The organism is Prosthecobacter sp. Pr1, from assembly GCF_057652315.1.
Map to the genome: position 1 here is coordinate 236,714 of NZ_JBYFBS010000008.1, position 19,157 is coordinate 255,870.

The 19,157-nt window shown below is 60.9% G+C and carries 23 protein-coding genes; 11 read left to right on the forward strand and 12 right to left on the reverse strand.

Annotation, left to right across the window (positions count from 1 at the left end; genetic code table 11):
* Positions 1-269: 269 nt before the first annotated feature.
* Both AC24GY_RS15410 and AC24GY_RS15415 read left to right on the forward strand, forming a co-directional pair.
* Complete coding sequence (locus tag AC24GY_RS15410) at positions 270-686, forward strand: hypothetical protein (RefSeq protein WP_487684669.1); 417 nt, start codon at positions 270-272, stop codon at positions 684-686.
* Between the two features lie 368 nt (positions 687-1,054).
* On the forward strand, positions 1,055-1,366 hold the full coding sequence (locus tag AC24GY_RS15415) for a hypothetical protein (protein WP_487684672.1): 312 nt from the start codon (positions 1,055-1,057) through the stop codon (positions 1,364-1,366).
* 107 nt (positions 1,367-1,473) lie between these two features.
* Here the strand turns inward: AC24GY_RS15415 and AC24GY_RS15420 are convergent, their stop codons facing one another.
* From AC24GY_RS15420 to AC24GY_RS15435, 4 genes are read right to left on the reverse strand one after another with little or no spacing between them, the layout of a single operon-like run.
* A complete protein-coding gene (locus AC24GY_RS15420; RefSeq protein ID WP_487684675.1) occupies positions 1,474-1,668 on the reverse strand; it encodes a hypothetical protein in 195 nt (64 codons plus the stop codon).
* 48 nt (positions 1,669-1,716) lie between these two features.
* Positions 1,717-1,902 carry a CsbD family protein gene (locus AC24GY_RS15425; protein WP_422316592.1) on the reverse strand — a complete coding sequence of 62 codons (186 nt, stop codon included), beginning with the start codon at positions 1,900-1,902 and terminating at the stop codon, positions 1,717-1,719.
* A gap of 55 nt (positions 1,903-1,957) precedes the next feature.
* Entirely contained in the window at positions 1,958-2,185 is a 228-nt protein-coding gene (locus tag AC24GY_RS15430; protein WP_487684678.1) for a hypothetical protein, read from the reverse strand.
* A 52-nt stretch (positions 2,186-2,237) separates the two neighbouring features.
* The gene (locus AC24GY_RS15435) at positions 2,238-2,465 is read right to left on the reverse strand and encodes a hypothetical protein (RefSeq protein WP_487684681.1); all 228 of its coding nucleotides are present in this window, start codon (positions 2,463-2,465) and stop codon (positions 2,238-2,240) included.
* 185 nt (positions 2,466-2,650) lie between these two features.
* Between AC24GY_RS15435 and AC24GY_RS15440 the strand changes: the two genes are divergently transcribed.
* Together AC24GY_RS15440 and AC24GY_RS15445 are read left to right on the forward strand one after the other, a co-directional pair.
* Positions 2,651-2,836 (forward strand): hypothetical protein, encoded by a 186-nt coding sequence (locus AC24GY_RS15440; RefSeq protein ID WP_487684684.1) that lies wholly within the window; start codon positions 2,651-2,653, stop codon positions 2,834-2,836.
* Between the two features lie 133 nt (positions 2,837-2,969).
* Positions 2,970-3,338: a SpoIIAA family protein gene (locus AC24GY_RS15445; RefSeq protein WP_487684687.1), complete on the forward strand. Its 369-nt coding sequence runs from the start codon at positions 2,970-2,972 to the stop codon at positions 3,336-3,338.
* Between the two features lie 128 nt (positions 3,339-3,466).
* Here the strand turns inward: AC24GY_RS15445 and AC24GY_RS15450 are convergent, their stop codons facing one another.
* The 5 genes from AC24GY_RS15450 to AC24GY_RS15470 form a co-directional block, all read right to left on the reverse strand.
* Positions 3,467-4,051 (reverse strand): HNH endonuclease, encoded by a 585-nt coding sequence (locus tag AC24GY_RS15450; protein ID WP_487684690.1) that lies wholly within the window; start codon positions 4,049-4,051, stop codon positions 3,467-3,469.
* Positions 4,052-4,118: 67 nt separating this feature from the next.
* The gene (locus AC24GY_RS15455; RefSeq protein ID WP_487684693.1) at positions 4,119-4,352 is read right to left on the reverse strand and encodes a helix-turn-helix domain-containing protein; all 234 of its coding nucleotides are present in this window, start codon (positions 4,350-4,352) and stop codon (positions 4,119-4,121) included.
* Between the two features lie 722 nt (positions 4,353-5,074).
* Positions 5,075-5,800, reverse strand: coding sequence for a MauE/DoxX family redox-associated membrane protein (locus AC24GY_RS15460; RefSeq protein WP_487684696.1), 726 nt, complete (start codon positions 5,798-5,800; stop codon positions 5,075-5,077).
* A gap of 612 nt (positions 5,801-6,412) precedes the next feature.
* A complete protein-coding gene (locus AC24GY_RS15465; protein ID WP_487684699.1) occupies positions 6,413-7,093 on the reverse strand; it encodes a class I SAM-dependent methyltransferase in 681 nt (226 codons plus the stop codon).
* Between the two features lie 33 nt (positions 7,094-7,126).
* Positions 7,127-7,594 (reverse strand): Rrf2 family transcriptional regulator, encoded by a 468-nt coding sequence (locus AC24GY_RS15470; protein WP_487684702.1) that lies wholly within the window; start codon positions 7,592-7,594, stop codon positions 7,127-7,129.
* A 143-nt stretch (positions 7,595-7,737) separates the two neighbouring features.
* On the opposite strand from AC24GY_RS15470, the gene AC24GY_RS15475 reads away from it, so the two are divergent.
* The 5 genes from AC24GY_RS15475 to AC24GY_RS15495 all read left to right on the forward strand — a co-directional run bounded on the left by AC24GY_RS15475 (position 7,738) and on the right by AC24GY_RS15495 (position 12,675).
* Positions 7,738-8,256 (forward strand): RNA polymerase sigma factor, encoded by a 519-nt coding sequence (locus tag AC24GY_RS15475; RefSeq protein WP_487684705.1) that lies wholly within the window; start codon positions 7,738-7,740, stop codon positions 8,254-8,256.
* A 911-nt stretch (positions 8,257-9,167) separates the two neighbouring features.
* Entirely contained in the window at positions 9,168-9,485 is a 318-nt protein-coding gene (locus AC24GY_RS15480) for a hypothetical protein (RefSeq protein ID WP_487684707.1), read from the forward strand.
* Between the two features lie 117 nt (positions 9,486-9,602).
* Complete coding sequence (locus AC24GY_RS15485; RefSeq protein ID WP_487684709.1) at positions 9,603-9,980, forward strand: hypothetical protein; 378 nt, start codon at positions 9,603-9,605, stop codon at positions 9,978-9,980.
* Positions 9,981-10,207: 227 nt separating this feature from the next.
* On the forward strand, positions 10,208-11,044 hold the full coding sequence (locus AC24GY_RS15490; protein WP_487684712.1) for a hypothetical protein: 837 nt from the start codon (positions 10,208-10,210) through the stop codon (positions 11,042-11,044).
* 779 nt (positions 11,045-11,823) lie between these two features.
* Positions 11,824-12,675, forward strand: a complete 852-nt coding sequence (locus tag AC24GY_RS15495) for a hypothetical protein (RefSeq protein ID WP_487684715.1) — start codon at positions 11,824-11,826, stop codon at positions 12,673-12,675.
* Between the two features lie 129 nt (positions 12,676-12,804).
* Here the strand turns inward: AC24GY_RS15495 and AC24GY_RS15500 are convergent, their stop codons facing one another.
* Positions 12,805-15,759 carry an exo-alpha-sialidase gene (locus AC24GY_RS15500; RefSeq protein WP_487684718.1) on the reverse strand — a complete coding sequence of 985 codons (2,955 nt, stop codon included), beginning with the start codon at positions 15,757-15,759 and terminating at the stop codon, positions 12,805-12,807.
* Between the two features lie 155 nt (positions 15,760-15,914).
* On the opposite strand from AC24GY_RS15500, the gene AC24GY_RS15505 reads away from it, so the two are divergent.
* Positions 15,915-16,691: a helix-turn-helix domain-containing protein gene (locus AC24GY_RS15505; protein WP_487684721.1), complete on the forward strand. Its 777-nt coding sequence runs from the start codon at positions 15,915-15,917 to the stop codon at positions 16,689-16,691.
* 122 nt (positions 16,692-16,813) lie between these two features.
* The gene (locus AC24GY_RS15510) at positions 16,814-17,101 is read left to right on the forward strand and encodes a hypothetical protein (protein ID WP_487684724.1); all 288 of its coding nucleotides are present in this window, start codon (positions 16,814-16,816) and stop codon (positions 17,099-17,101) included.
* Positions 17,102-17,471: 370 nt separating this feature from the next.
* Here AC24GY_RS15510 and AC24GY_RS15515 read toward each other — a convergent pair whose 3' ends face one another.
* Both AC24GY_RS15515 and AC24GY_RS15520 read right to left on the reverse strand, forming a co-directional pair.
* Positions 17,472-17,915 (reverse strand): hypothetical protein, encoded by a 444-nt coding sequence (locus tag AC24GY_RS15515; RefSeq protein ID WP_487684727.1) that lies wholly within the window; start codon positions 17,913-17,915, stop codon positions 17,472-17,474.
* Between the two features lie 272 nt (positions 17,916-18,187).
* Complete coding sequence (locus tag AC24GY_RS15520) at positions 18,188-19,129, reverse strand: alpha/beta hydrolase (protein WP_487684730.1); 942 nt, start codon at positions 19,127-19,129, stop codon at positions 18,188-18,190.
* Positions 19,130-19,157 lie beyond the last annotated feature (28 nt).

Here is a 19,157-nt window from a genome sequence, read left to right on the forward strand (position 1 = left end):
GGAGGAGAATACGGCGGACGTGCGCAAACCGCCAACAAAACCGGCGGCTGCTATCTATCGTGTGTGCGGCTGTTTTGGACGCGCGGAACGGGTGGGAGTTCAATTTTGAGGGGATGCGGCGGCTCTCTGACGCGGAGGAGGGGTGGGGGCTTCACTTTCTTTTCGGCTGAATGCGTTTCACTCCCCTGCCCTGACCTGCCTGCGGGGACAGAATCATAGACGCGGAGGGGCGGTGGGGCGCGATGGCTTGAAGGAAAGAATCATTTGCCATGAAAACCCAGCATTCATCTCAGACACAGGCCACGGAGGCTGACTCATCGGCTCCGGCGGCGGACCGGCCTGCCACGGCATCCAACGTGGAAATGCCGCAGCCGACGGTGGTGGAAGATCCGGAGGCGCGGGCGCTGCTGGCGGAGGATGAGCTGGGGAATCTGCCGCTGCCGCCGGAGATTGTGTCGCCACGGCTGGCGGAGCTGGAGACCTGGGACGCGCCTGCGATGGAGTCAGGGTACCGCGTGGCGCCGCAGGCTGCGGAGGATGAGTCGGAGTTTCCGGAGATCTTTGCTGAGGAAGGTGCGGACGAGGCGGAAGAGGAACTGCGGGAGCTGCAGGAGGAGACGGAGCAGGTACTCGATCACGAGGAGAAGGAGCGGGAGGAAGTGGAGGATGGGGAGAGAGAGGCGTGATCTGCACGGCAGACGTCCGCAGGCAGATTTGGACAGGATTCACAGGATGCAGGATTCACAGAATTTTCTGAATCCCAATCAAACAGTCCGCATACCTGCCAAGCTTTCAAAAACCACTGCCTCCCAATTCTGTGAATCTTGGAATCTTGGAATGTTGTTAATCCTGTCAAAATCTGGGACGATGAGCATGGCAGACATCCGCAGGCAGAGTGGACAGGATTCACAGGATGCAGGATTCACAGAATTTTCTGAATCCCAATCCAACTGTCCCCAGTCCTGCCGAGATTTCAAAAACCACGCCATTCCCATTCTGTTAATCTTGGAATCCTGGAATGTTGTTAATCCTGTCAAAATCTGGGGCGATGACCATGGCAGACATCCGCAGGCTGATTGGACAGGATTCACAGGATGCAGGATTCACAGAATTTTCTGAGTCCCAATCCAACAGTCCGCATTACTGCCGAGATTTCAAAAACCATGCCATTCCCATTCTGTTAATCTTGGAATCCTGGAATGTTGTTAATCCTGTCAAAATCTGGGACGATGAGCATGGCAGACATCCGCAGGCAGATTTGGACAGGATTCACAGGATGCAGGATTCACAGAATTTTCTGAATCCCCATCCAACAGTCCGCATTACTGCCGAGATTTCAAAAACCATGCCATTCCCATTCTGTTAATCTTGGAATCCTGGAATGTTGTTAATCCTGTCAAAATCTGGGGCGATGAGCATGGCAGACATCCACAGGCAGAGTGGACAGGATTAACAGGATTTTCTGAGTCCCCATCATCGCGAAGGATGCAGGGGCACCACGGGTGGGGTGGACTGCGGGGCGGTGGTGCTGGCGGTGCGGAAGCGGCGGTAGGTGTAGAACTGTTCGCCATCGAGGATCATGGTGGGGACTTCCTCGGTTTCGACCTCGGGCTTGGAAGCGGAGGGTGCCGCCTTCTTTGGATGGAGCCAGTTTTTGAGCAGGTTCATGGGAGTGAGGAGTGAAGGGCTGCGACTGCGGGGGAGGTTCGCGGTGGGCTAGAGCTTGGCGATGGTGTCGCGGAGGCTTTCCTTGGTCTCGCCGAGCTTCTGCTGGAGGCGGCCGAGGACTTCTTCGTCTTTGCCTTCGGAGAAGAGGAGATCATCATCGGTGAGCTGGGCGTACTTCTGCTTGAGCTTGCCTTTGATCTCGTGCCAGGTGCCGTTGAATTTGAGCTTGGTCATGGTATTTGGATGGTGAGGGGTGAATGGGCGGAAAATGGCTGAGGCGGCGGGTGGGTCAGTCGACGGCTGAGGGGTCGGTGAACTCGCCCTTCTCTTCATCATCGATGCCCTCGTCTCCGGCGGCTGTGTCAATGTCGTGCTCCTCATCGGTGTCGACGCCGTGATCGCGGACGATGATGGGCTTTTCCTCGGGTTCGAGAGGTGGTGGTGTGATGATGGGCTCCGGCTTTTCTGGGAGCGGTGGAGGAGTGTCGGCGGCGGCTGTGGGTGAGATCGTCTTCATGGTTTCAAAACTCGGGAGGGGTGAATGGGGAGCGGGTGATGATGGGCGGAGCTTATTTTTCGCGGCCGCGGTTGTTGTCGAAGTCATCGCCTACTTCATCATCGATTCCTTCGTCTCCGGCGGCTGTGTCAATGTCGTGCTCCTCATCGGTGTCGATGCCGTGATCGTTGACGATGACGGGCTTTTCTTCGGGCTCCAGCGGTGGCGGTGTGAGGGGTGCCCCCGGCTTGGCAGGGGGTGGCGGCGTGTCGGCTGCGGCTGTGGGTGAGATCCTCTTCATGGGGCAAAACTCGGTACGGCGGCGCGTGCTCACAACCCGATCCGCCCCTGCCCCGGAGTTCAGGGGAAGCCTGAGGGTGCCACGGCTGAATCAGGGCGGCGCATGGTCATGGGGCAGGGCTGCGGATTGATGCAGCCAGATTCGGGAATGGTTGCGAAGGATGGGTGTCACTCCGACGGCCCACCATGAAATACCACTTCTTCCCACCCTCCACCGGGCTGCTCTTCAGCTCCCTGGCCATGCTGAGTCTCAGTGTGATGGGCACCGAGCCCGAGAAGCCTTCGGGCGGCTCCGTGGATGCGGAGAATGAGCGGGATGAAGAGGGTGATGACCGGCAGCGGCAGGAGCCGTCTTATAAATCAGAGGCTTGAGGCTGACGCCGAGGTGGCTGGGGGTTCTGCCCTGTTCCGCCTGATGTCTGAGGTCACGTGGGGGAGGACCCAAACGGCGTGGCTGGCTTGTCGCCGCCATTTACTTTCGAGCAGTAATTTTTAACCATGGCACATGGACATTCCTAAATACTTTAAGCAATTGGAAGGGCACGCGATTTTTCGGCCTGCTGGCGTGCTGAAGCTGGCGCAGATGGGGGAGATGGTCACGGCTGCGATCTCCTATGCGCGTGCCACGGGGGAACGCCGGCTGATGGTGGTGCTGACGGAGGTGACGGGCTACCCGCCGCCGAAGCTGACGGCGCGGTATCGGATGGTGCGGGAGTGGGCGAGGGCTTCCGAGGGGAAGGTACGCGTGGCGGTGGTGAGCCGGGCGGAGATGATCGACCCGAACCGGTTTGGCGTGACGGTGGCGACGAATGCGGGGATGGAGGCGAATGTTTTTGTGGATGAGAAGGAGGCGCTGGAGTGGCTGGTGGGGTGAGGGGTGCGAGGCATGTTTTGGTAAAATTTTAACCTCTGATTAGACACAGACTTGAGGCTAAGCTTCAGTATTATCTCGGGTCATTAATAGTTGAAAATCCTCGGCGCGCTTCGGTTACGGCAAGATAGTCATTTCACTGCGAGTATTGCAAAATCGAAGTCCAATTCGGAGGTCAATCCCTCGATCTGGCTAGTCGCAAAATCCTGACAGGAACGGTAGAGAGATTCAGCGAGTTTTTGGATGGCCGGTCGTTCGTTGTCAGCCCACTGAATGAAGTGCCTGAATGGTTGCCGAAACTGTTTTATGCGAATGACGACCTCCTTCAGTGCCTTGATCCTGGTGGCGCTATCAGGCCACAACTGCGACCAATACGTACAGGTTTTACATCCGGATGAGCAGTGAATACCATCATGGGAAAGAAAAGACTCCCAGCCAGTAGCAGCCATAGTCAGCACGGGCTTCTGGTCATCCCTCCTTTTTTCATTATTACAGCGCTTGCATGCAACAGCGACGTTGCCTGGGATATGCAAACCGCCTCGAAAACGGTTCATGCCATCCAAATGCTCCACTGTGGCGCGGTCATGTTCCAAATTCTGACTGCAATACAAGCACCGATGTCCGAACGCCTCAACGACAGCCGTGGAATAGGAAGGGGACGAAACATTTCCACTTCCTGCCAGGCAGGCCTTGCGGCTGATTTCGTGCAGGAACATGCTAACAAGTTTGTTTGCGACGTCCGACTTGGCGCGACCAGTGGCACTTTTCAGAGCAAGAGCGGAATCAAACTTCACCGGCAGCCCCTTTCCTCTTCTTCGACGGTCCACCGACGTCCTGAATTCCTAGCAGCCAGCGCACATCAACTTTGAGGATTTCCGCGAGAGCAGCCAGCTCATAATCAAAAACACAACGCTGGCCATTCTCGATCTTGGTGATGGCAACCCGGTCCAGGAAAGCCCGACTTGCCGCCAGCCGCCCAGAAAGATCATCTTGGGTCAGAGGAGGAAAAAACGCCATACGGGCCTGCCGCATTCGGCCTGCAATGATATTTCTGGGCGCTGCCGTTCCGCTCCGCGGGCTCTTCATTAACACTAAATAGCAAAACCGATTGCGAAACGTGTTCTTATGAAGAACATTCGTTCGAATGAAGAACATTATTTACCCCTGGCCATTAACTCATTGGCAATGTCAAAAAAACCATTCTCTTGTCCAAGCTGTGATACAAAAACAGCACCGTCGCTGTCAGATGTGTGGATGTGATGAAACGGACATCTGCCCCTATCGGCACCGACCCATTCAGCTCTCCGTTGGATTTGTAGCGCCTCCGCAGCCACATCGTGCAGTTTTGGAGACAAACATCACAACATTATGCTCCACCTGCGTATCGGGCCTTCGTTCACTTGCAAAGAATGACACCTCATTATCCCGGCAATCACACAGCCAAAAGCGAGAGATAAACACTAGACGGAAACGGCACACCCCAAAACAGCGGCCAGCCTTTCCAATCAACTCCGACTCTGTGCCGTCATTCACATGCGGCGCATCAACAACATCCCATACATCAACTAGGCCAAAGCAATTAAACCGCTGGGTATTTCGGAGATAGCGTAGCTGAGGATGATAGCCTTCATGCAACTCCGGTCGCATGAAGGGGCTGCCTTCACCATGTCCTGCTTCGACCCGGCAAGCCAAAGCAGGCTAATTTGAAGCCTGCGCATTATGATTACAGCCGGAGTTGCTCAGGACTGGAGCAAGGTGCCCAGGGCCATGGCGAGCATGAGGCCGTCTTCGATGATGGTGACGGTGGACATGGGGAGCTGGAAGACGGTGCCGAGGCAGGCGCAGCGGATGGCACGCCGGGAGATGACGGCACGCAGGACGCCGGCGAGGCTGACGGCCATGACGAGGGCGGTGATGCCATTCACCCAAAGGGGGCTGAGGTTCATGAGGTAGGCGAGGCCGAGGCTGAGCTCGATGAAGGGATAGACATAGCCGTAGCCGGGCACGGCTTTGGCGACTAGGTCGTAGCTGCGGTAGGCATCGGCAAAGCCGCGGAGGTCGAGCAGCTTGAAGAAGGAGAAGGTGACGAAGAAGCCGCCCATGAAGAGGCGCATGGCGAGGGGGAGATCCAGGGTGCCGTGACTGATGCTGAGGGCGGCGATGACGAGGAGGAGGTAGGCGAGCAGGAGGAGGAGCGGGCGGTAGGTCTGCACGCTTTTTTCCGGCAGTGCGGATGCGGGAGCAGCCGGGGTCTCTGACTGCACGCGGTATTTGCCGAGGGGCTGCAGCCATTCGTTCAGCGACTCGTCACTGAAGGGGGTGCGGGTGCTGATCTGCGCCTGCGGGGGGCTGAGGGTGACGGTGGCTGCGGTGATGTCGGTGTGCAGAAGGAGGCGGGTGGTGACTTTTTCCACGCAGGAGGCGCAGGTGAGGCCGGTGAGGGGGAAGGTTTGGGAGTGTGTCATGGGTTTGGGTGGAGTGTTGAGGGTGGATGAGGCGCTGTCGTGATGATTCGCGTCTTCATTGCTGCACACGCATGAGGTGAAAATGTGTTACAGGGTGTTTTTTTGGGCGCTCAGTTAAGGGGTGTTGTTGTGCGTTCTGGAGGTCTGGGGCACCCGAGTCACGCGACAGCGTTTTGGAACCGAAGCGCAGCGGAGGTAGACAGCCGCAGGCTGCCCGAAGGGTGAGCAGAGCGAGCCGAACGAAGTGAGTCAGACGACTGAAAGGGGCCCGCAGGGTGAGCGCAGCGAATCAATCAATGCGGTGACAGAGATGCACGGCGGAAGCCTGCATCGACGACACCGCTTTCGCGAGGTGTTGTATGTTCCTTGGCCTGAGCCTGCTGTCCGGCCTGCGAAAGCGGCGTCGCGCCCAGGCTTGCCGCACGCAGTCCAAGACGCTGTCGCGTTCGTGCAAGTGCAGGACCAGCAGGAATGCCTCATGAAGGCGCTGCAGGCCTCCGATGTGCCGGAGGATGCGGAGGGGGGCTATCAGGTCATGACATCAAATGACATCTGATTTCAGCCTCCTGCCTCCATCCAGCTCAGGCGGGCGGGTGCGCGCTGCGGAGGGCTTCAGGCATAGGCCACCCAGCCGCGAAAGGTGAGGCCGGTATAAAACAGGGTGACATTGGAGAAGCCGGCTTCGCGCAGGATTGCTTCGTCCTGCTCAGGCGTGAGGATGGGGAGCTGTTTCGGCACATTGGCTGCTTTTGCGGCGAGTTCGGGATCGATGCCGGATGCGGCGACAAAGGCGGCATAGCGTGATGACCAAAGGGCGTGCTCCCCTTCCCCCTGCGGGAAGCTGAAATGGACGACCACGAAGGGGGCGCCCGGCTTGAGACGGCGGCGGACTTCAGACACGGTGCGCAGGCGGTCGCTCTGAGGCACGAAGTGCAGCGTCAGCAGACAGGTGGCGGCATCGAACAATCCTTCCGGGGCGTCATGGATGTAGCCTTGGTGCAGCCGGACACGGGGCATGAGCGGCCCCAGAGTCTGCCGGGCCAGGTCTAACATCTCGGCCGAGGGGTCCACGCCATCAAAGGTCCAGCCATGCTGGGCCTGGGCAAATGCCTGCAGCTCCAGACCGCCGCCGGCACCGAGAACCAGCACGCGTGCATCCTTTACGGCACGCTCTGCAAGCAGCAGCCTGGTCATGCTTAACATGCCCGCGTGACCGGGAACGAAACGCGGCGGGCCTTCGGCATACTTTGCCACGAGCTGGGGATTTGAGAAGGGTTGGTGCAGTTCGGGCATGATGACAAAGGGGGGGATGGAGGGTGGAAGAGGCTAGGCCTGATGAGGGTGATCGAGATGATGCGGGGAGCCGCCGCGCGCGAGACTTCGGGCGTGGACATCGGCGCTCAGCATGGCCAGGGAAACCTGGCCGAACCGTGTCAGAAGCAGGTGCTCTGCGTCCTGGAATGCCTGGTGCAAAACGGCATTCACGGCCTGCTCCACCAGGCAGCCTGCGGCCTCTGACGGAGCGGTGGCGGCCAAAAGGGACGGGCTGCCGAGGGCGGTGTGGATGTGGTGCAGCGTCACGGTGGAGAGATCACAGGCCAGCGTCCAGCCGCCGCCGTGCCCCTTTTCTGAGCGCACGTAGCCTTTGTCCCGCAGCCCTGCCATGGTTCGGCGGACGACGACGGGGTTGGTCTGATTGACCCTGGCCAACACCTCGGAGGTGACCGGAGAACGCTGCTCTGCGAGGTGCAGCAGAAGGTGGAGAACGCCGGACAACTGACTGTTTCTTTTCATGTAACTTACATTGTTACATGTGATGCACCTGTCAAGCCCGGTGCTTCCTCGTGATGATTCGCGTCTTCATTGCTGCACACGCATGAGGTGAAAATGTGTTACAGGGTGTTTTTTGGGCGCCGGGGCGCGTATGGTAAAAAGACATGCGCACTGACCCGCTTCTTCAGCATCTGGATGCTTTCATCGGCTTTGCGCGGCAGCGCACGGGGGATGCGGAGCTGGCGGCGGATCTGGTGCAGGAATGCCTCATGAAGGCGCTGAAGGCGGACCACGTGCCGGAGGATGCGGAGGGGGTGGTGACGTGGTTTTACCGGGTGCTGCGGCATGCGATCATCGACGCGCACCGCCGCCGGACGACGCGGGATGCGGCGCTGGAAAAGCTGGTGCATGAGCTGCCGGAGGCGCTGGAGCCGGAGGATGAGAAGACGCTGTGCCAGTGTGTGATGAAGCTGCTGCCGGCGCTGCCGGAGGCGGATGCGGAGCTGCTCAGAAGGATCGACCTGGGCGGGGAGTCGGCCACGGCGGTGGCGGCGGAGATGGATCAGCGCGTGAACACGATCAACGTGCGGCTGCTGCGTGCGCGAAGGAGACTGCGCGAGCAGGTGGAGCGTGTGTGCCGGACCTGCGCGACGCATGGGTGCCTGGACTGCGACTGCGGGTAGGATGAGAGGGAGGTGCGGAGAGGTGTGTGATCGCGATGCTCATGTGTGGCGGGACGTCTTGCAGACGCTGCTGGTGGTCTATGCGTGCGGCGGAGTGCTGGGTTTGCTTTCCGGATTGGATGGCGGAAACCCAGGGTTGCCTCGCTGAGGCTCGGCTAACCCTGGGCTCAAATACGCAGCCCCGTTGGGGCTGGTGTGTGGCGGGCAGCATGGTGATGTTTATCAGACAGGAGACTCCAGCGCGCAGCGAACAATGCGCTGGAAGATGTCAAAATGCACGATGCCGCGACTTAGCCTGACGCCGTTCATGCCTGCCATGAATGGCGCTCAGTTAAGGCGGGCCGTCGTTCGTTTTCATAGTCCCTTAGACCGGTTCTCAAAAAGATTGTCATTTTGATCCGGCGAGCGCAGCGGCCCCAGTGGCAAGGAGAGTGCGCCGCCTGCTATTTGGAAATAACAGGCAAGCACACGACGCAGCCAATGGGGCCGCTCCGCCGCCCGGGCAATGTGACAAGATTTTTGAGAGTCGGTCTAGGCAGTGTTTTGGTAAGGCGCTGACGCCAACGCGACAGCGTCTTGGAGTGCGGTGACTGAGATGCACGGCGCAAGCCTGCATCGACGACACCGCTTTCGCGGGGGTGTAGCGCGTTCCGTTGGTCTGAGATTACCGTCCGGCTTGCGAAAGCGGCGTCGCGCCAAGGCTTGCCGCACGCATTGATTCGCTGCGCTCACCCTTCGGGCAGCCTGCGGCTGTCTATCTCCGCCACGCTCCGGTTCCAAGACGCTGTCGCGTGGCTTGGCTCCCTGGTCGCCAAACCCACGATCCATGCTCTTAACTGAGTGCCATTCATGCCTGCCATTTTTTTGACACCGTAGTGCCGTGCGCCTATGAATCCTGCAGAACACTTGAGATGAAATTTCAGATTTTGAACCGTGAAGGAGGCTGCGTGGCTGAGGGGGAGGCGGAGCTGCTGGAGAGCCGAATTTGGTCGGGGCAAATCAGCGATCATGGTTTCCCTGCCGAACTGATGCGGCTCTTTGATGAATTGGACGATGCAGTGAGCGGCCAGTCGTTTGTTTTCGCAGAAGGGATTGATGATGAGATAGCCGGGCACGGACTGAGGGTTCGTTTGGAGGATGGTCAGACGATGGAGGCAAAGTGGATCGCTGTGTACGATATGCTCGGAATCTCATGGCATGACTCGAGTTGGAAACCTTATCAGGCATGAAGGGCATTCGGTTAAGGGCGGAGATCGCGGAATGAAGTTGGGGCGAAGAAGCCGGGCGGTGAGTGCGCAGCGTTATATTGACCTCACGAAATGGGCGAAGTAAGGCGGGGCGCGGTCATGTTTGATCTTGTGTTTCTCATCGTCTTTGTCTCAGCGATTGCGTGGATGCTGGCGGGCGGCGTTTTCACGGTGCTGAGCTTTGTGGCGTTTGATCGCCTGCTGCGGCGGGTCTGGGCGGATTCGGAGGAGGAGTGGATGAAGCTGGGGAAGCCGTGCGGATTTTTCTGGGTGCCGCGCGGTGCGCGCAGGGGCTTCATGACGGGCTTTGTGCGCAGCGGCCTTTATGAGAAATGGGGGGCGGTGGGTGAGGAGCCTTTTGCGGGGTGCGCGGAGGGCCTGGGCAGGCTGAGGCGGTACCGGCGGCTGGCTGGCTGGTGCCATGCGGCGGGGGCGCTGCTGCTGGTGGGGGCGGTGGGAATGATGCTGGCGGAGTGACTGCGGGGCCGTTTGCAGAGGCGGGTGTGTGTTGTGAAATTGCGGGTCGGGAGGTTGCGGAGGGTTTCCCCCTGCCCTGACGGCGGGTGCGCAGGTGGTGAGGAGTAGCGGTGGGCAGGGTGCGTGACTAAACGATTATTAAACCGATCTTGATTGCCATAAGGCGGTGCTCTGCCAGTCTGGCCGCTCGCGATGCCAGTGCAGCGCGGATCAACCAACCACTGAGTATGAAGATCCTGAATACACTCCTCGCCGCTCTGGCGGTCACTTCGGTGACGCAGATCCACGCTGGCTCGCCGCCCCCACAGGGCATCGCGGCGGCTGCTTCCGAACCCGCTGTGTCTGCCATCAATGGCAAACTGGATGCCAATTATGGCGCGATCAATCGCGCCTCCACACGAGGTGTGGCGGGATCTCTCTCGGTGCCGCTGGGCCACCGCTTTGGGGCGCAGTTTGACGGGCTGTATCAGCATGGTTTTTCGACCAACATCTATGGCGTGGGCACGCACTTCTTTGCGCGTGATCCGGGCAAGGGGCTGATCGGCCTGGCATCGAGCTGGACGACGAGCCAGAAATTCACAGACGTGATCGTGGGGATGGAAGGCGAGTATTACTTCGACAAGGTGACGCTGGGCACGGTGGTCGGGTGGAACAACTATGACTCGCATGTGAACACGACCTTCCCAGGGCTGGTGGATCACCAGAACTTTGTGGCGGCGCGCGTGTATGCGGCGATCTACCCGATGGATGACCTGATGGTGCGCCTGGAGTACCAGAGCCGCTTCAACCACAACTTCTACGTGGCGCATGTGGAATGGCAGACGCCGGTGAGCGGTGTGGCGGTGTTTGCGGATGCTGGCGTGGGTGACAACAACTACGCCCACGTGATGGGCGGTGTGCGCGTGTACTTCGGTGGCAGCAAGCCGCTGAAGGACCGCCACCGCAAGGATGACCCGTCCAACATGGGCTCGACCTTCCTGGGCACGAACAGCGCGGGCTCGACGGATGTGGGCGAAGCGCCTGCGGGTGGCCCACCACCACCGCCGCCACCACCCCCACCCTGATGAGGTGTGGGGCCGGGTCTGCTGATCTGGACCTCGGTTAAGATTTTGAAGAGCGCCCGGCGGGAACCCCTGCCGGGCGTTTTTTTGTGCGAATGGACGGGGGCGCATGGAGCTGATATAGCGTTTTGCGAAACTGATTTCCGGAAAGTGAGCGTGGAGACGCTCGGCGGCTGGTTGAGGACAAGCCGCCCTACCTCGCGCCGGACATTCGAATGCCCCTCGCGGGCAGGGCTGGTTGTCCTCAACCAGCCGCCGTCGACTTGTCCTGCGCAGCTTTAGCGAAGAAGGAAGCCCAAGATTTTCGAGCAAGAAGCAGCCTGCTAAACGGAAAGGAGTTTTGCGAACTGCTATATCATCAGCAGTTGAAAAGGAGTCTTGATGCAGCCTCAAGTGGAGAGCCTGAGAAGCCGAGCTGTTTTCCCTCGGCTGTGGCATTTCACCCCATCCGCAACCCCTCGCAGCAACGGCCCATCGCCCCTGCCTTTCCACGTTCCAAGGACGGCGCACCTTTTTCAGCGCCCGCGACGCCACAGACCCGAAGCTTCGGACCCGCACAGCGGTTCCCTACCCACCCTGCGACGCGCGCTGCTCTGGAGGGTTGACCTTCCATCTGGGTCTGAAGAGGGGCCATGGTGCAGTGATGATCGCAGAGGCTTCACAGGCTCAGATACAGACCTGTTTTCAGTGGATCGTGGCATAAGGCTAGTTTTAGAGCGTTTAAATCAGAGTCTTATTGAATCCTGATGGACTGAAAGAGATGGTACGAGCCTCTCACTCCGATGAAACTCTTCCCTACCCTCCCTCTTTTCGCGGCCCTGGCTGCGGCATCTGTGACTCAACTCTGTGCGGGCGAACCTGTGAAAGGGATCGCGGCGGCGGCCACGGAGCCTGCGGTCTCGGGCCTCAATGGCAAGCTGGATGCGAACTACGGGGCGATCAACCGCAGCTCCACGCGGGGTGTGGCGGGGACGCTCTCCGTGCCGCTGGGGCAGCGCTTTGGGGCGCAGTTTGACGGGCTGTATCAGCATGGGTTCGCGACGAACATCTTCGGCGTGGGCACGCACTTCTTTGCGCGTGATCCGGGCAAGGGGCTGATCGGCCTGGTCTCAAGCTGGACGACGAGCCAGAAGTTTACGGATGTGATCGTGGGCGCGGAGGGCGAGTACTATTTCAAGCGGGTGACGCTGGGTGCGGTGGCGGGGTATGACAACTATGACTCGCATGTGCCGACGACGTTTCCGGGGCTGGCGACGCACCAGAGCTTTGTGGCGGCGCGCCTCTACGCGGCGGTGTATCCGGTGGAGGATCTGATGGTGCGGCTGGAGTACCAGAGCCGCTTCAACCACAACTTCTACATGGCGCATGTGGAGTGGCAGACGCCGATGAAGGGTGTGGCGATCTACGCGGACGGAGGCGTGGGTGAGAACGGCTACGCGCATCTGCTGGGCGGAATGCGCATCTACTTCGGCGGGGACAAGTCGCTGAAGGACCGCCACCGCCAGGATGACCCGGACAATGTGAACTCGACTTTCATCGGCACGAACAGCGCGGGATCCACGAACACGGCGCCTGCGCAGGAAGCGCCGCCGCCGCAAGACTGCCAAAGTGGGTGCAGCTGCGAGTGCTGCTGAGGTGTGATGTTTGATGTGTGAAAAAACGCCCGGCGGGATCTCCTGCCGGGCGTTTTTTTTTGCGGTGCGACTGCACTTCGTGAGCGGGGCGAGGGGCGGAACTGCGGGATGTCCCCTGCCCTGGCTGTTTTAAAAGGCGCTGAGTTTTGAGATGGGGATGATGGCGAGTTCGGCGCTGTTGTGATTGCCCCGACGGCCGCCGCTGTTGGAGTAGCCGATGTAGAGTTTGCCTTCGTGCTCGATGGCGCAGGGGTAGGAGAGGGAGGCATTGTCTGCGACGTCTCCGGGGCCGTGGGGGAAGATGGCGGGGCGGATGACGAAGACTTGGCTGAGCACGGATGAGCCGGGCCTGCTGACGGCGATGGTGAGGGGTGTGCGGCGTCCGCCGCTGTCTGCGGTGGTGGTGCAGACGAGGTAGCGCTGGCCGGTGCTGAGCATGCCGGCGGAGGGCTTGGAGGTGGCCATGGGCAGATTGCTCGGCGCGGTGGTGCTCCAGGTGCGTCCGTGGTCTTTGCTGAGGGAGATGAGCGCCTGCGGTTTGGCTCCGTAGCGGGCGATGTTGGTGATGTTTGCGCCATCGACAATGACGCTGCTTTCGCCCCACATGCTGAGTCCTTCGGCGGCGGGGATGACGACGAGATCCCACCGGGTGAAATCTGCGCCATGGCTGATGGCGACGGCGGCGGGGTGGCCGTGACCGACGCTGATGCCGGACATGATCCAGTTGCCGTCGGTCATTTTCACCGGCTCCTGTAGGGGCCAGAAGCCGCCCTGAATGACGGTGCCCTGGCTTTCCCACGTGCCAGTCGTTTCATTGAGCCGGTAGGCGCGGGTGTGGACCTTGCTGCTGTCGATGTCGGTGAGGTGGTGGCCGTAGAAAGAGCCGTGAAAAGACCAGAGTGCGCCGTCGTGGGAGAGGAAGACGCCGTGGCTGACGGCGTGGTCGTCTGACTCGCCGGCGCCGATGGTGAAGGTGTCCGCCCAGGTCTGGCCGCCATCGCTGCTGACGCGTCCGCGTGCCTGCTCGCCGGGGGTGTTTTCCTCGCCTTTGTTGTGACCGAAGGAGGCGTAGAGTTTGCCTTTGTGCCAGCCGAGGCCGACGCCGTGGAGCCAGATGTAGCCGTCTTTTTCGGGGGCATGTGGCTGGATGACATGAAATACCACGCCGTCCAGCACGGGTGCCTCGGCGGCTTTGGGCAGCTTTGCGGTGGCATCCCACAGCGGTGTCTCGGAAGGGGCGATGGGCTTGGGAACTTGCTGGGTGGCGGTGACGGGCTTGTAGCTCCTGGCGATCTCTGCGGCGGTGAGGACGCGGGAGATGCAGCGTGCGTCATCCACCGCGCCGTGAAGCTGCTGGGTGAGGCGGTCGCCATCCCGCACACCGCCGAGGGTGATGGGGGCCTGGGTGGCGGGCAGAGGTTTGCTGAGCGGAGTCTCGCCGACGGGCTGGCCATTGAGATAGAGCACGGCCCGGGTGGCGGAGACGGTGAGGGCCACGTGGTGCCAGTGGCCGGCCTGCAGCAGGGGCTTGGCGGTGATGGTCCGCCACTTGTCCTGCTGGAGATAGGCGCGCAGGATGCCGCCCTCCTCCACGGCGAGGCTCCACTGGCGCTCTTTGAGTGAGTAGCGGTTCTTGGCGGCAATGATTTGCTGGCCGGCATCCAAGGCGTGCGGATTCAGCCAGAGGGAGAAGGTGAAGCCGGTTTCGCCATTGAGTGCGGCGGTCTCCTTGAGTTCGATGACGGTTTTGCCATCGAGCACGAGTGATTTGCCATGGGCACCGGGGGCTGCTTTGGGCCTGCCGCCGTGGACTTGAATGAGGGCATCCACGGCATCGAGCGGCCAGGTTTGCGCGGTGACAGGCGTGGTTTTCTTGACGCCGGTGGCTTTGTTCACCAGCACGCGCAGGCGGCTGGTGGGGGCGGTGAGTTTGCCAGCGAGGACTTCGTCTTCGGTGAAGAGGGCCATGAGGATCTCTTTGTCTTTGCCGCGCTGGAAATCATAGATGACGGAGATGCGACCGTCTGCGGACTGCACGCCGTCCGGGTAGCAGGCGCCATCGCGCTCATCCAGCAGCAGGCCGCCCTGCCAGGAGTGGCCGTCGTCTTCGGAGAGGAAGGCGGTGAGGTGGGAGCGCCCCTTAAAACCTGCAGGCGGATTTTGCCGTACGAGCAGGAGCCGGCCGCTGGTGAGACGGCGGATGAAAAAGCGCGTGGTCAGGTGGGGGATGGCGCTGGCTTTCACGTCTGACCATGATTTGCCGCCGTCTGTGGAGGTGCTCTCGCCGAGGCCGGTGCACCCCTTCCCTTCGGTGGCGAACTTTCCGCGCACGAGCATCCAGAGGGAGCCGTCTTTGCGCTCGATGATCATCTGCTCGTCTGCGTTGCGCGATTTTTTGTCGGGCAGATTGGCTGCGCCGAGTTCGGTGAAGGTCTGGCCGTGATCTGTGGAGACGACGGCGCGTGAGCTGCCATCCGTGTACCAGGAAGAGAGCGGGAGGAGCCAGCGGCTGTCCTTGGTGACGGTGGGCTTGTTCATCATCACGCCGTGGGAGATGCGCCGGGGGGCGGACCATGAGGCGGTGGCGCTGCCGGAGTCTGAGGTGGTGATGGCAAAGGTGACGAAGGTGCTGAAATCGCGGCCTCTGGGCTGCGTCATCTCCTGCCCCCAGAAGAGCCAGAGCTTGCCGTCCGGATCATGCCAGAGGCAGGGATCAAAGGCGCGGACGGGGCCGGCGGCATCGGGGTCGAGCACCATGGCCGTCTGCCAGGTGCGGCCGTCATCGGCGCTGGTGGAGAGGAGGATGTAGTTCTCATGGTCTTCGGTCAAACCGCCGCCGTACCAGGTGGCCCAGAGGCGGCCATTGGGGGCGCGCTCGATGCCTGCCACGCCCTGGAACAGACGGGCGCTGTCTGCGTAGGCGGGGCCGGGAGAGGTCTGGGGAACGGCGGGGATGGCGGCAGGGGTGGCGTCTGCGGCAGGCAGGAGTGAGGTGACGAAAAGCGCGCCGCAAAGGAGGGAGGTGAGACGGATCATGGAATGGACAAAACGGGTGGCAGGCTGGGCGTGGTGTGGCAGGGGCATGGGGGGAGGTCTCCGATGTGCGATTCGGCATAGCGAGGCCGAAGGTGCTCCCTTTAACGTCTGCAGGTGCGGCATTTCCATCACTCCGTGTCTGAGCCTGGGGAGAATGAACGCTGCCGCATAGACGCAGGCCGGATTTCGCCTATGGATGCCGCATGACTGACATGGAACTCCGCCGGCTGTCCGAACTCCGCGCGCTGCTGGAAGGCTTTGCGGCACGCCATGCGGCGGCGCATGCGGTGAAGGACGCGGCGGCGATGAAGGCGATGCGCGCGACTTTGAAACGACTGACCTCCGCCACGCGGCGGCGCGACTACGCGGCCTTTCGTGCGGCGGATCATGAGTTGCATGCGGGCATCGTGACGCTGGCCGCCGTGCCCCGGCTGAACGAAACGTGGCAGTCGGTGTGGAGCGCGCTGCAGGGCTTCCACCGCGAGGCTTTTGACGAGTGCTTTCCGGATGCGCGCTTTCTGAGCGCGGAGCATGAGCACCTGGTGGAGACGCTGGCGCTGGGTGATCCTGCCGCTGCGGAGGACGCGGCGCGCAGCCACGTGGAGGCGGTGTGGTTTCGGCTGGCGGAGCAGCAGGGCGCGGCCACGCAGAAGGCGGACCCGCTGCAGCGTGCGGTGGCGCATCTGGCCTTTCGCATGCAGTGCCCTCTGCGGCTGACGGAAGTGGCGGAGAAGGTGGCCTTTACCAGCGCTGGAAATTTATCCCGCCTCTTCCGCAAGCACCACGGGATGAGCTTCCAGGGATACCTGCAAAAGCTGCGGCTGGAGAAAGCGGCGGAGCTTTTGCGCAGCACGCGGCTGCCGGTGGCGCGGATCGCGCATCGGGTGGGCTACCGGGATGTGTCGCGCTTTGGGCAGCACTTTAAACGCTGCTTTCAGGATTCGCCGGCGAGGTACCGGAGCTCAGCGAAGGGGGAATGACGGCGAGGCCGTGGACAAACGAGGCGGGGCGCTCTATGAATGGGCGCTGGCGGGTGCCGGGGAGTGAATTTTAAAGAACTGTTTATTTGAACAGCTATTTAACCTGTGCCATAGGGTGCCGCATGAGCCCGAGTCCCCATGATCTTGCTGAAATGGCCGCCGCAATCGAAGGTACGGAAGTCGCCGCACGCCAGTGGCTGCAGGCGGGTTTTTCGCCGGGGGACGCGGCGGCGTATGTGCGTGCGGGGTGCTTTGATGTGGACCGCACGGAGGAGCTGCGGCGGGCGCACATCACGCCCGGCCAGATCGCGGCGCTGGGGCTGGGCTGGGACTTCTGCGCGGGCAAGGTGGCGCTGGAGGAGCTGCGCAGTTTTCGGGCGCCGCAGGGGAAAACGCCGCTGCTGTGGTGAGGGGGGCGCGCGATGAGGTGCTTCATGGAGACGCCTATCACAGTCTTGAGTGCCTTTGTGGACCTGCCAGCGGCCTTCTCTCACCTAGGACATTCAGGAAGGATGCTTCGTCAGCCATCTTTGGCAGGTTGCTGCCCGGGCGGTGCTTGCGTTATCCTTGACAAAAAGCCAATTGTCCATGATTCTATAAATACAGAACGGCCCGGCGACTTTCGTCACCGGGCCGCTTGATCCAGCACCCTATTGCGCGTCCTACGGGACTTGCACCCGCGCCCTCCGCCTCGAAGTGTCACCTTCGGGGCGGTGTGCTTTCTGCCCTACACCACGGCCTGCTGGGTTACTGGAAATTGGTTTCATCGTGATGAAAATGTTAGGAACCATAGAGAGTCCTCCCGTGCGGAGTGAGATCCCAGAGGGCAGCGGCGTTGGAGAAGGTACCCCTATCATCTTTCTCTCTCACGAGCATTGCGCGCAGGGCGTTCTGATTCTTTACCGGGTGCCCTTTTTCCTTCATAGCTTGGTACAGCGCAGGAAGCGAGAGAGCGTGTCCATTCTCCCGAATCACGCAAGCCGCCGCAGCGGCTTTGGTGAGGGCAGCGAAATTGTTAACTGGGGGGGTAGGCTCAACAAGTACAGCGGATACAGGAGGGATCACAACGGCACCCGCCAGTTCTGCGTTGATACGATCTACTTCCAACTTCAACTCCTCGAACTGCGTCACCACCTTCAGCTTGCGCGCCAATTCATCCATCTGGGCTTGAAGGGCCGCCTTGATAGAGTTGGGCTTTTCGACTGGAGGGTTTCTTTTGGCCATGGTGTTGATTGGAGTATGTACCCCGTTCCGCATCAGGCAAGAGAAACTTTAAAAAAGTCATACCACGTGAAACCGAAAGCGCTTCCGGTATGTATTCACTGTTCGTAAGAGTAGTAAACTGGAAAATACCCCCGACACCCAGTTAAGCGCCAAGTATGTTATTGCCCTGCTTTGGGCGATGGGTGGCTTTTAAAATGGGCGGACGCGTGGTATCTACTGGTATCTACTGGTATGTACACATTGATTGGCGGCCGGGTGTTTTGATGATGGGGCTAGTCGATGGGAGTGATGCGAAGGATGCCCTGCTTGTACAACCACCAGTGGGCGGCGGTTTTCCACTGCTCCCAGAGGGGGCCTTTGCAGCCGTTGAAGCCGTGGCCGCCGGTGGGGAGCTCGAGGAGCTCGACGGGGAGGTGGTGGGCCTGCATGTTTGAGGCGAACTGGCGGCTGTTTTCGATGGGGACGGGCTTGTCGTCGATGGCGTGGGCGAGGAAGACGGGCGGGGTGTCTGCGGTGACCTGGAACTCGTTGGAGTAGAGGCGGACGAGGGCGTCCGAGGGATGTTCGCCGAGGAGTTCTTTGCGGGAGCCGGTGTGGGTGTACTCGCCCATGGTGACGACGGGGTAGATGAGCCAGGCGAAGCTGGGGCGTGAGCTGAGGCGCTCGATGGGATCGGTGGCGTCGGGCTTGCCGGCATCGAAGTGGGTGGTGGCGGTGGAGGCGACGTGGCCGCCGGCGGAGAAGCCGAGGATGCCGATGCGCTGGGGATCGATATGCCAGCGTGTGGCATTGGCGCGGGTGAGGCGGATGGCGCGCTGGGCATCGAGGAGGGGCACGGCGTGGCGGAGCTTTGGCAGGCGGTATTCGAGGATGATGCAGGCGATGCCTTTTTCATTGAGCCATTCGGCGATGGGGTAGCCTTCGCGGTCGGTGACGTGGCGGATGTAGCCGCCGCCGGGACAGAGGACGATGGCCATGCCGCTGGCTTTGTCGGCGGGCGGGAGGAAGACTTGCAGCTCGTGCGTGCTGGCTTCGAAGGTGCCATCGCCAACGGGGGCTTTGCCGGGCCAGAGGGCGATGCGCTCGGTGGGAGTGGGCTTGGGTGCGGGTGGGGTGGCTGAGGAGATGGGCTTTGCGGGGGCTTCAGCGGCGGGGGTGAGTGAGGTGAGGCTGAGCGCGATGAGGAGGAGGCAGGAGAGAGTGAAGGGGCGCATGGGAGAGAAAGTGTTTAGGAAGAAGAGG

What these genes read in the sequence shown, in the direction of transcription:
- AC24GY_RS15410 (WP_487684669.1), top strand. Translation starts at nt 270, where the DNA reads ATGAAAACCCAGCATTCATCTCAGACACAGGCCACGGAGGCTGACTCA.
- AC24GY_RS15415 (WP_487684672.1), top strand. Translation starts at nt 1,055, where the DNA reads ATGGCAGACATCCGCAGGCTGATTGGACAGGATTCACAGGATGCAGGA.
- AC24GY_RS15420 (WP_487684675.1), bottom strand. Translation starts at nt 1,668, where the DNA reads ATGAACCTGCTCAAAAACTGGCTCCATCCAAAGAAGGCGGCACCCTCC.
- AC24GY_RS15425 (WP_422316592.1), bottom strand. Translation starts at nt 1,902, where the DNA reads ATGACCAAGCTCAAATTCAACGGCACCTGGCACGAGATCAAAGGCAAG.
- AC24GY_RS15430 (WP_487684678.1), bottom strand. Translation starts at nt 2,185, where the DNA reads ATGAAGACGATCTCACCCACAGCCGCCGCCGACACTCCTCCACCGCTC.
- AC24GY_RS15435 (WP_487684681.1), bottom strand. Translation starts at nt 2,465, where the DNA reads ATGAAGAGGATCTCACCCACAGCCGCAGCCGACACGCCGCCACCCCCT.
- AC24GY_RS15440 (WP_487684684.1), top strand. Translation starts at nt 2,651, where the DNA reads ATGAAATACCACTTCTTCCCACCCTCCACCGGGCTGCTCTTCAGCTCC.
- AC24GY_RS15445 (WP_487684687.1), top strand. Translation starts at nt 2,970, where the DNA reads ATGGACATTCCTAAATACTTTAAGCAATTGGAAGGGCACGCGATTTTT.
- AC24GY_RS15450 (WP_487684690.1), bottom strand. Translation starts at nt 4,051, where the DNA reads ATGTTCCTGCACGAAATCAGCCGCAAGGCCTGCCTGGCAGGAAGTGGA.
- AC24GY_RS15455 (WP_487684693.1), bottom strand. Translation starts at nt 4,352, where the DNA reads ATGGCGTTTTTTCCTCCTCTGACCCAAGATGATCTTTCTGGGCGGCTG.
- AC24GY_RS15460 (WP_487684696.1), bottom strand. Translation starts at nt 5,800, where the DNA reads ATGACACACTCCCAAACCTTCCCCCTCACCGGCCTCACCTGCGCCTCC.
- AC24GY_RS15465 (WP_487684699.1), bottom strand. Translation starts at nt 7,093, where the DNA reads ATGCCCGAACTGCACCAACCCTTCTCAAATCCCCAGCTCGTGGCAAAG.
- AC24GY_RS15470 (WP_487684702.1), bottom strand. Translation starts at nt 7,594, where the DNA reads ATGAAAAGAAACAGTCAGTTGTCCGGCGTTCTCCACCTTCTGCTGCAC.
- AC24GY_RS15475 (WP_487684705.1), top strand. Translation starts at nt 7,738, where the DNA reads ATGCGCACTGACCCGCTTCTTCAGCATCTGGATGCTTTCATCGGCTTT.
- AC24GY_RS15480 (WP_487684707.1), top strand. Translation starts at nt 9,168, where the DNA reads ATGAAATTTCAGATTTTGAACCGTGAAGGAGGCTGCGTGGCTGAGGGG.
- AC24GY_RS15485 (WP_487684709.1), top strand. Translation starts at nt 9,603, where the DNA reads ATGTTTGATCTTGTGTTTCTCATCGTCTTTGTCTCAGCGATTGCGTGG.
- AC24GY_RS15490 (WP_487684712.1), top strand. Translation starts at nt 10,208, where the DNA reads ATGAAGATCCTGAATACACTCCTCGCCGCTCTGGCGGTCACTTCGGTG.
- AC24GY_RS15495 (WP_487684715.1), top strand. Translation starts at nt 11,824, where the DNA reads ATGAAACTCTTCCCTACCCTCCCTCTTTTCGCGGCCCTGGCTGCGGCA.
- AC24GY_RS15500 (WP_487684718.1), bottom strand. Translation starts at nt 15,759, where the DNA reads ATGCCCCTGCCACACCACGCCCAGCCTGCCACCCGTTTTGTCCATTCC.
- AC24GY_RS15505 (WP_487684721.1), top strand. Translation starts at nt 15,915, where the DNA reads ATGACTGACATGGAACTCCGCCGGCTGTCCGAACTCCGCGCGCTGCTG.
- AC24GY_RS15510 (WP_487684724.1), top strand. Translation starts at nt 16,814, where the DNA reads ATGAGCCCGAGTCCCCATGATCTTGCTGAAATGGCCGCCGCAATCGAA.
- AC24GY_RS15515 (WP_487684727.1), bottom strand. Translation starts at nt 17,915, where the DNA reads ATGGCCAAAAGAAACCCTCCAGTCGAAAAGCCCAACTCTATCAAGGCG.
- AC24GY_RS15520 (WP_487684730.1), bottom strand. Translation starts at nt 19,129, where the DNA reads ATGCGCCCCTTCACTCTCTCCTGCCTCCTCCTCATCGCGCTCAGCCTC.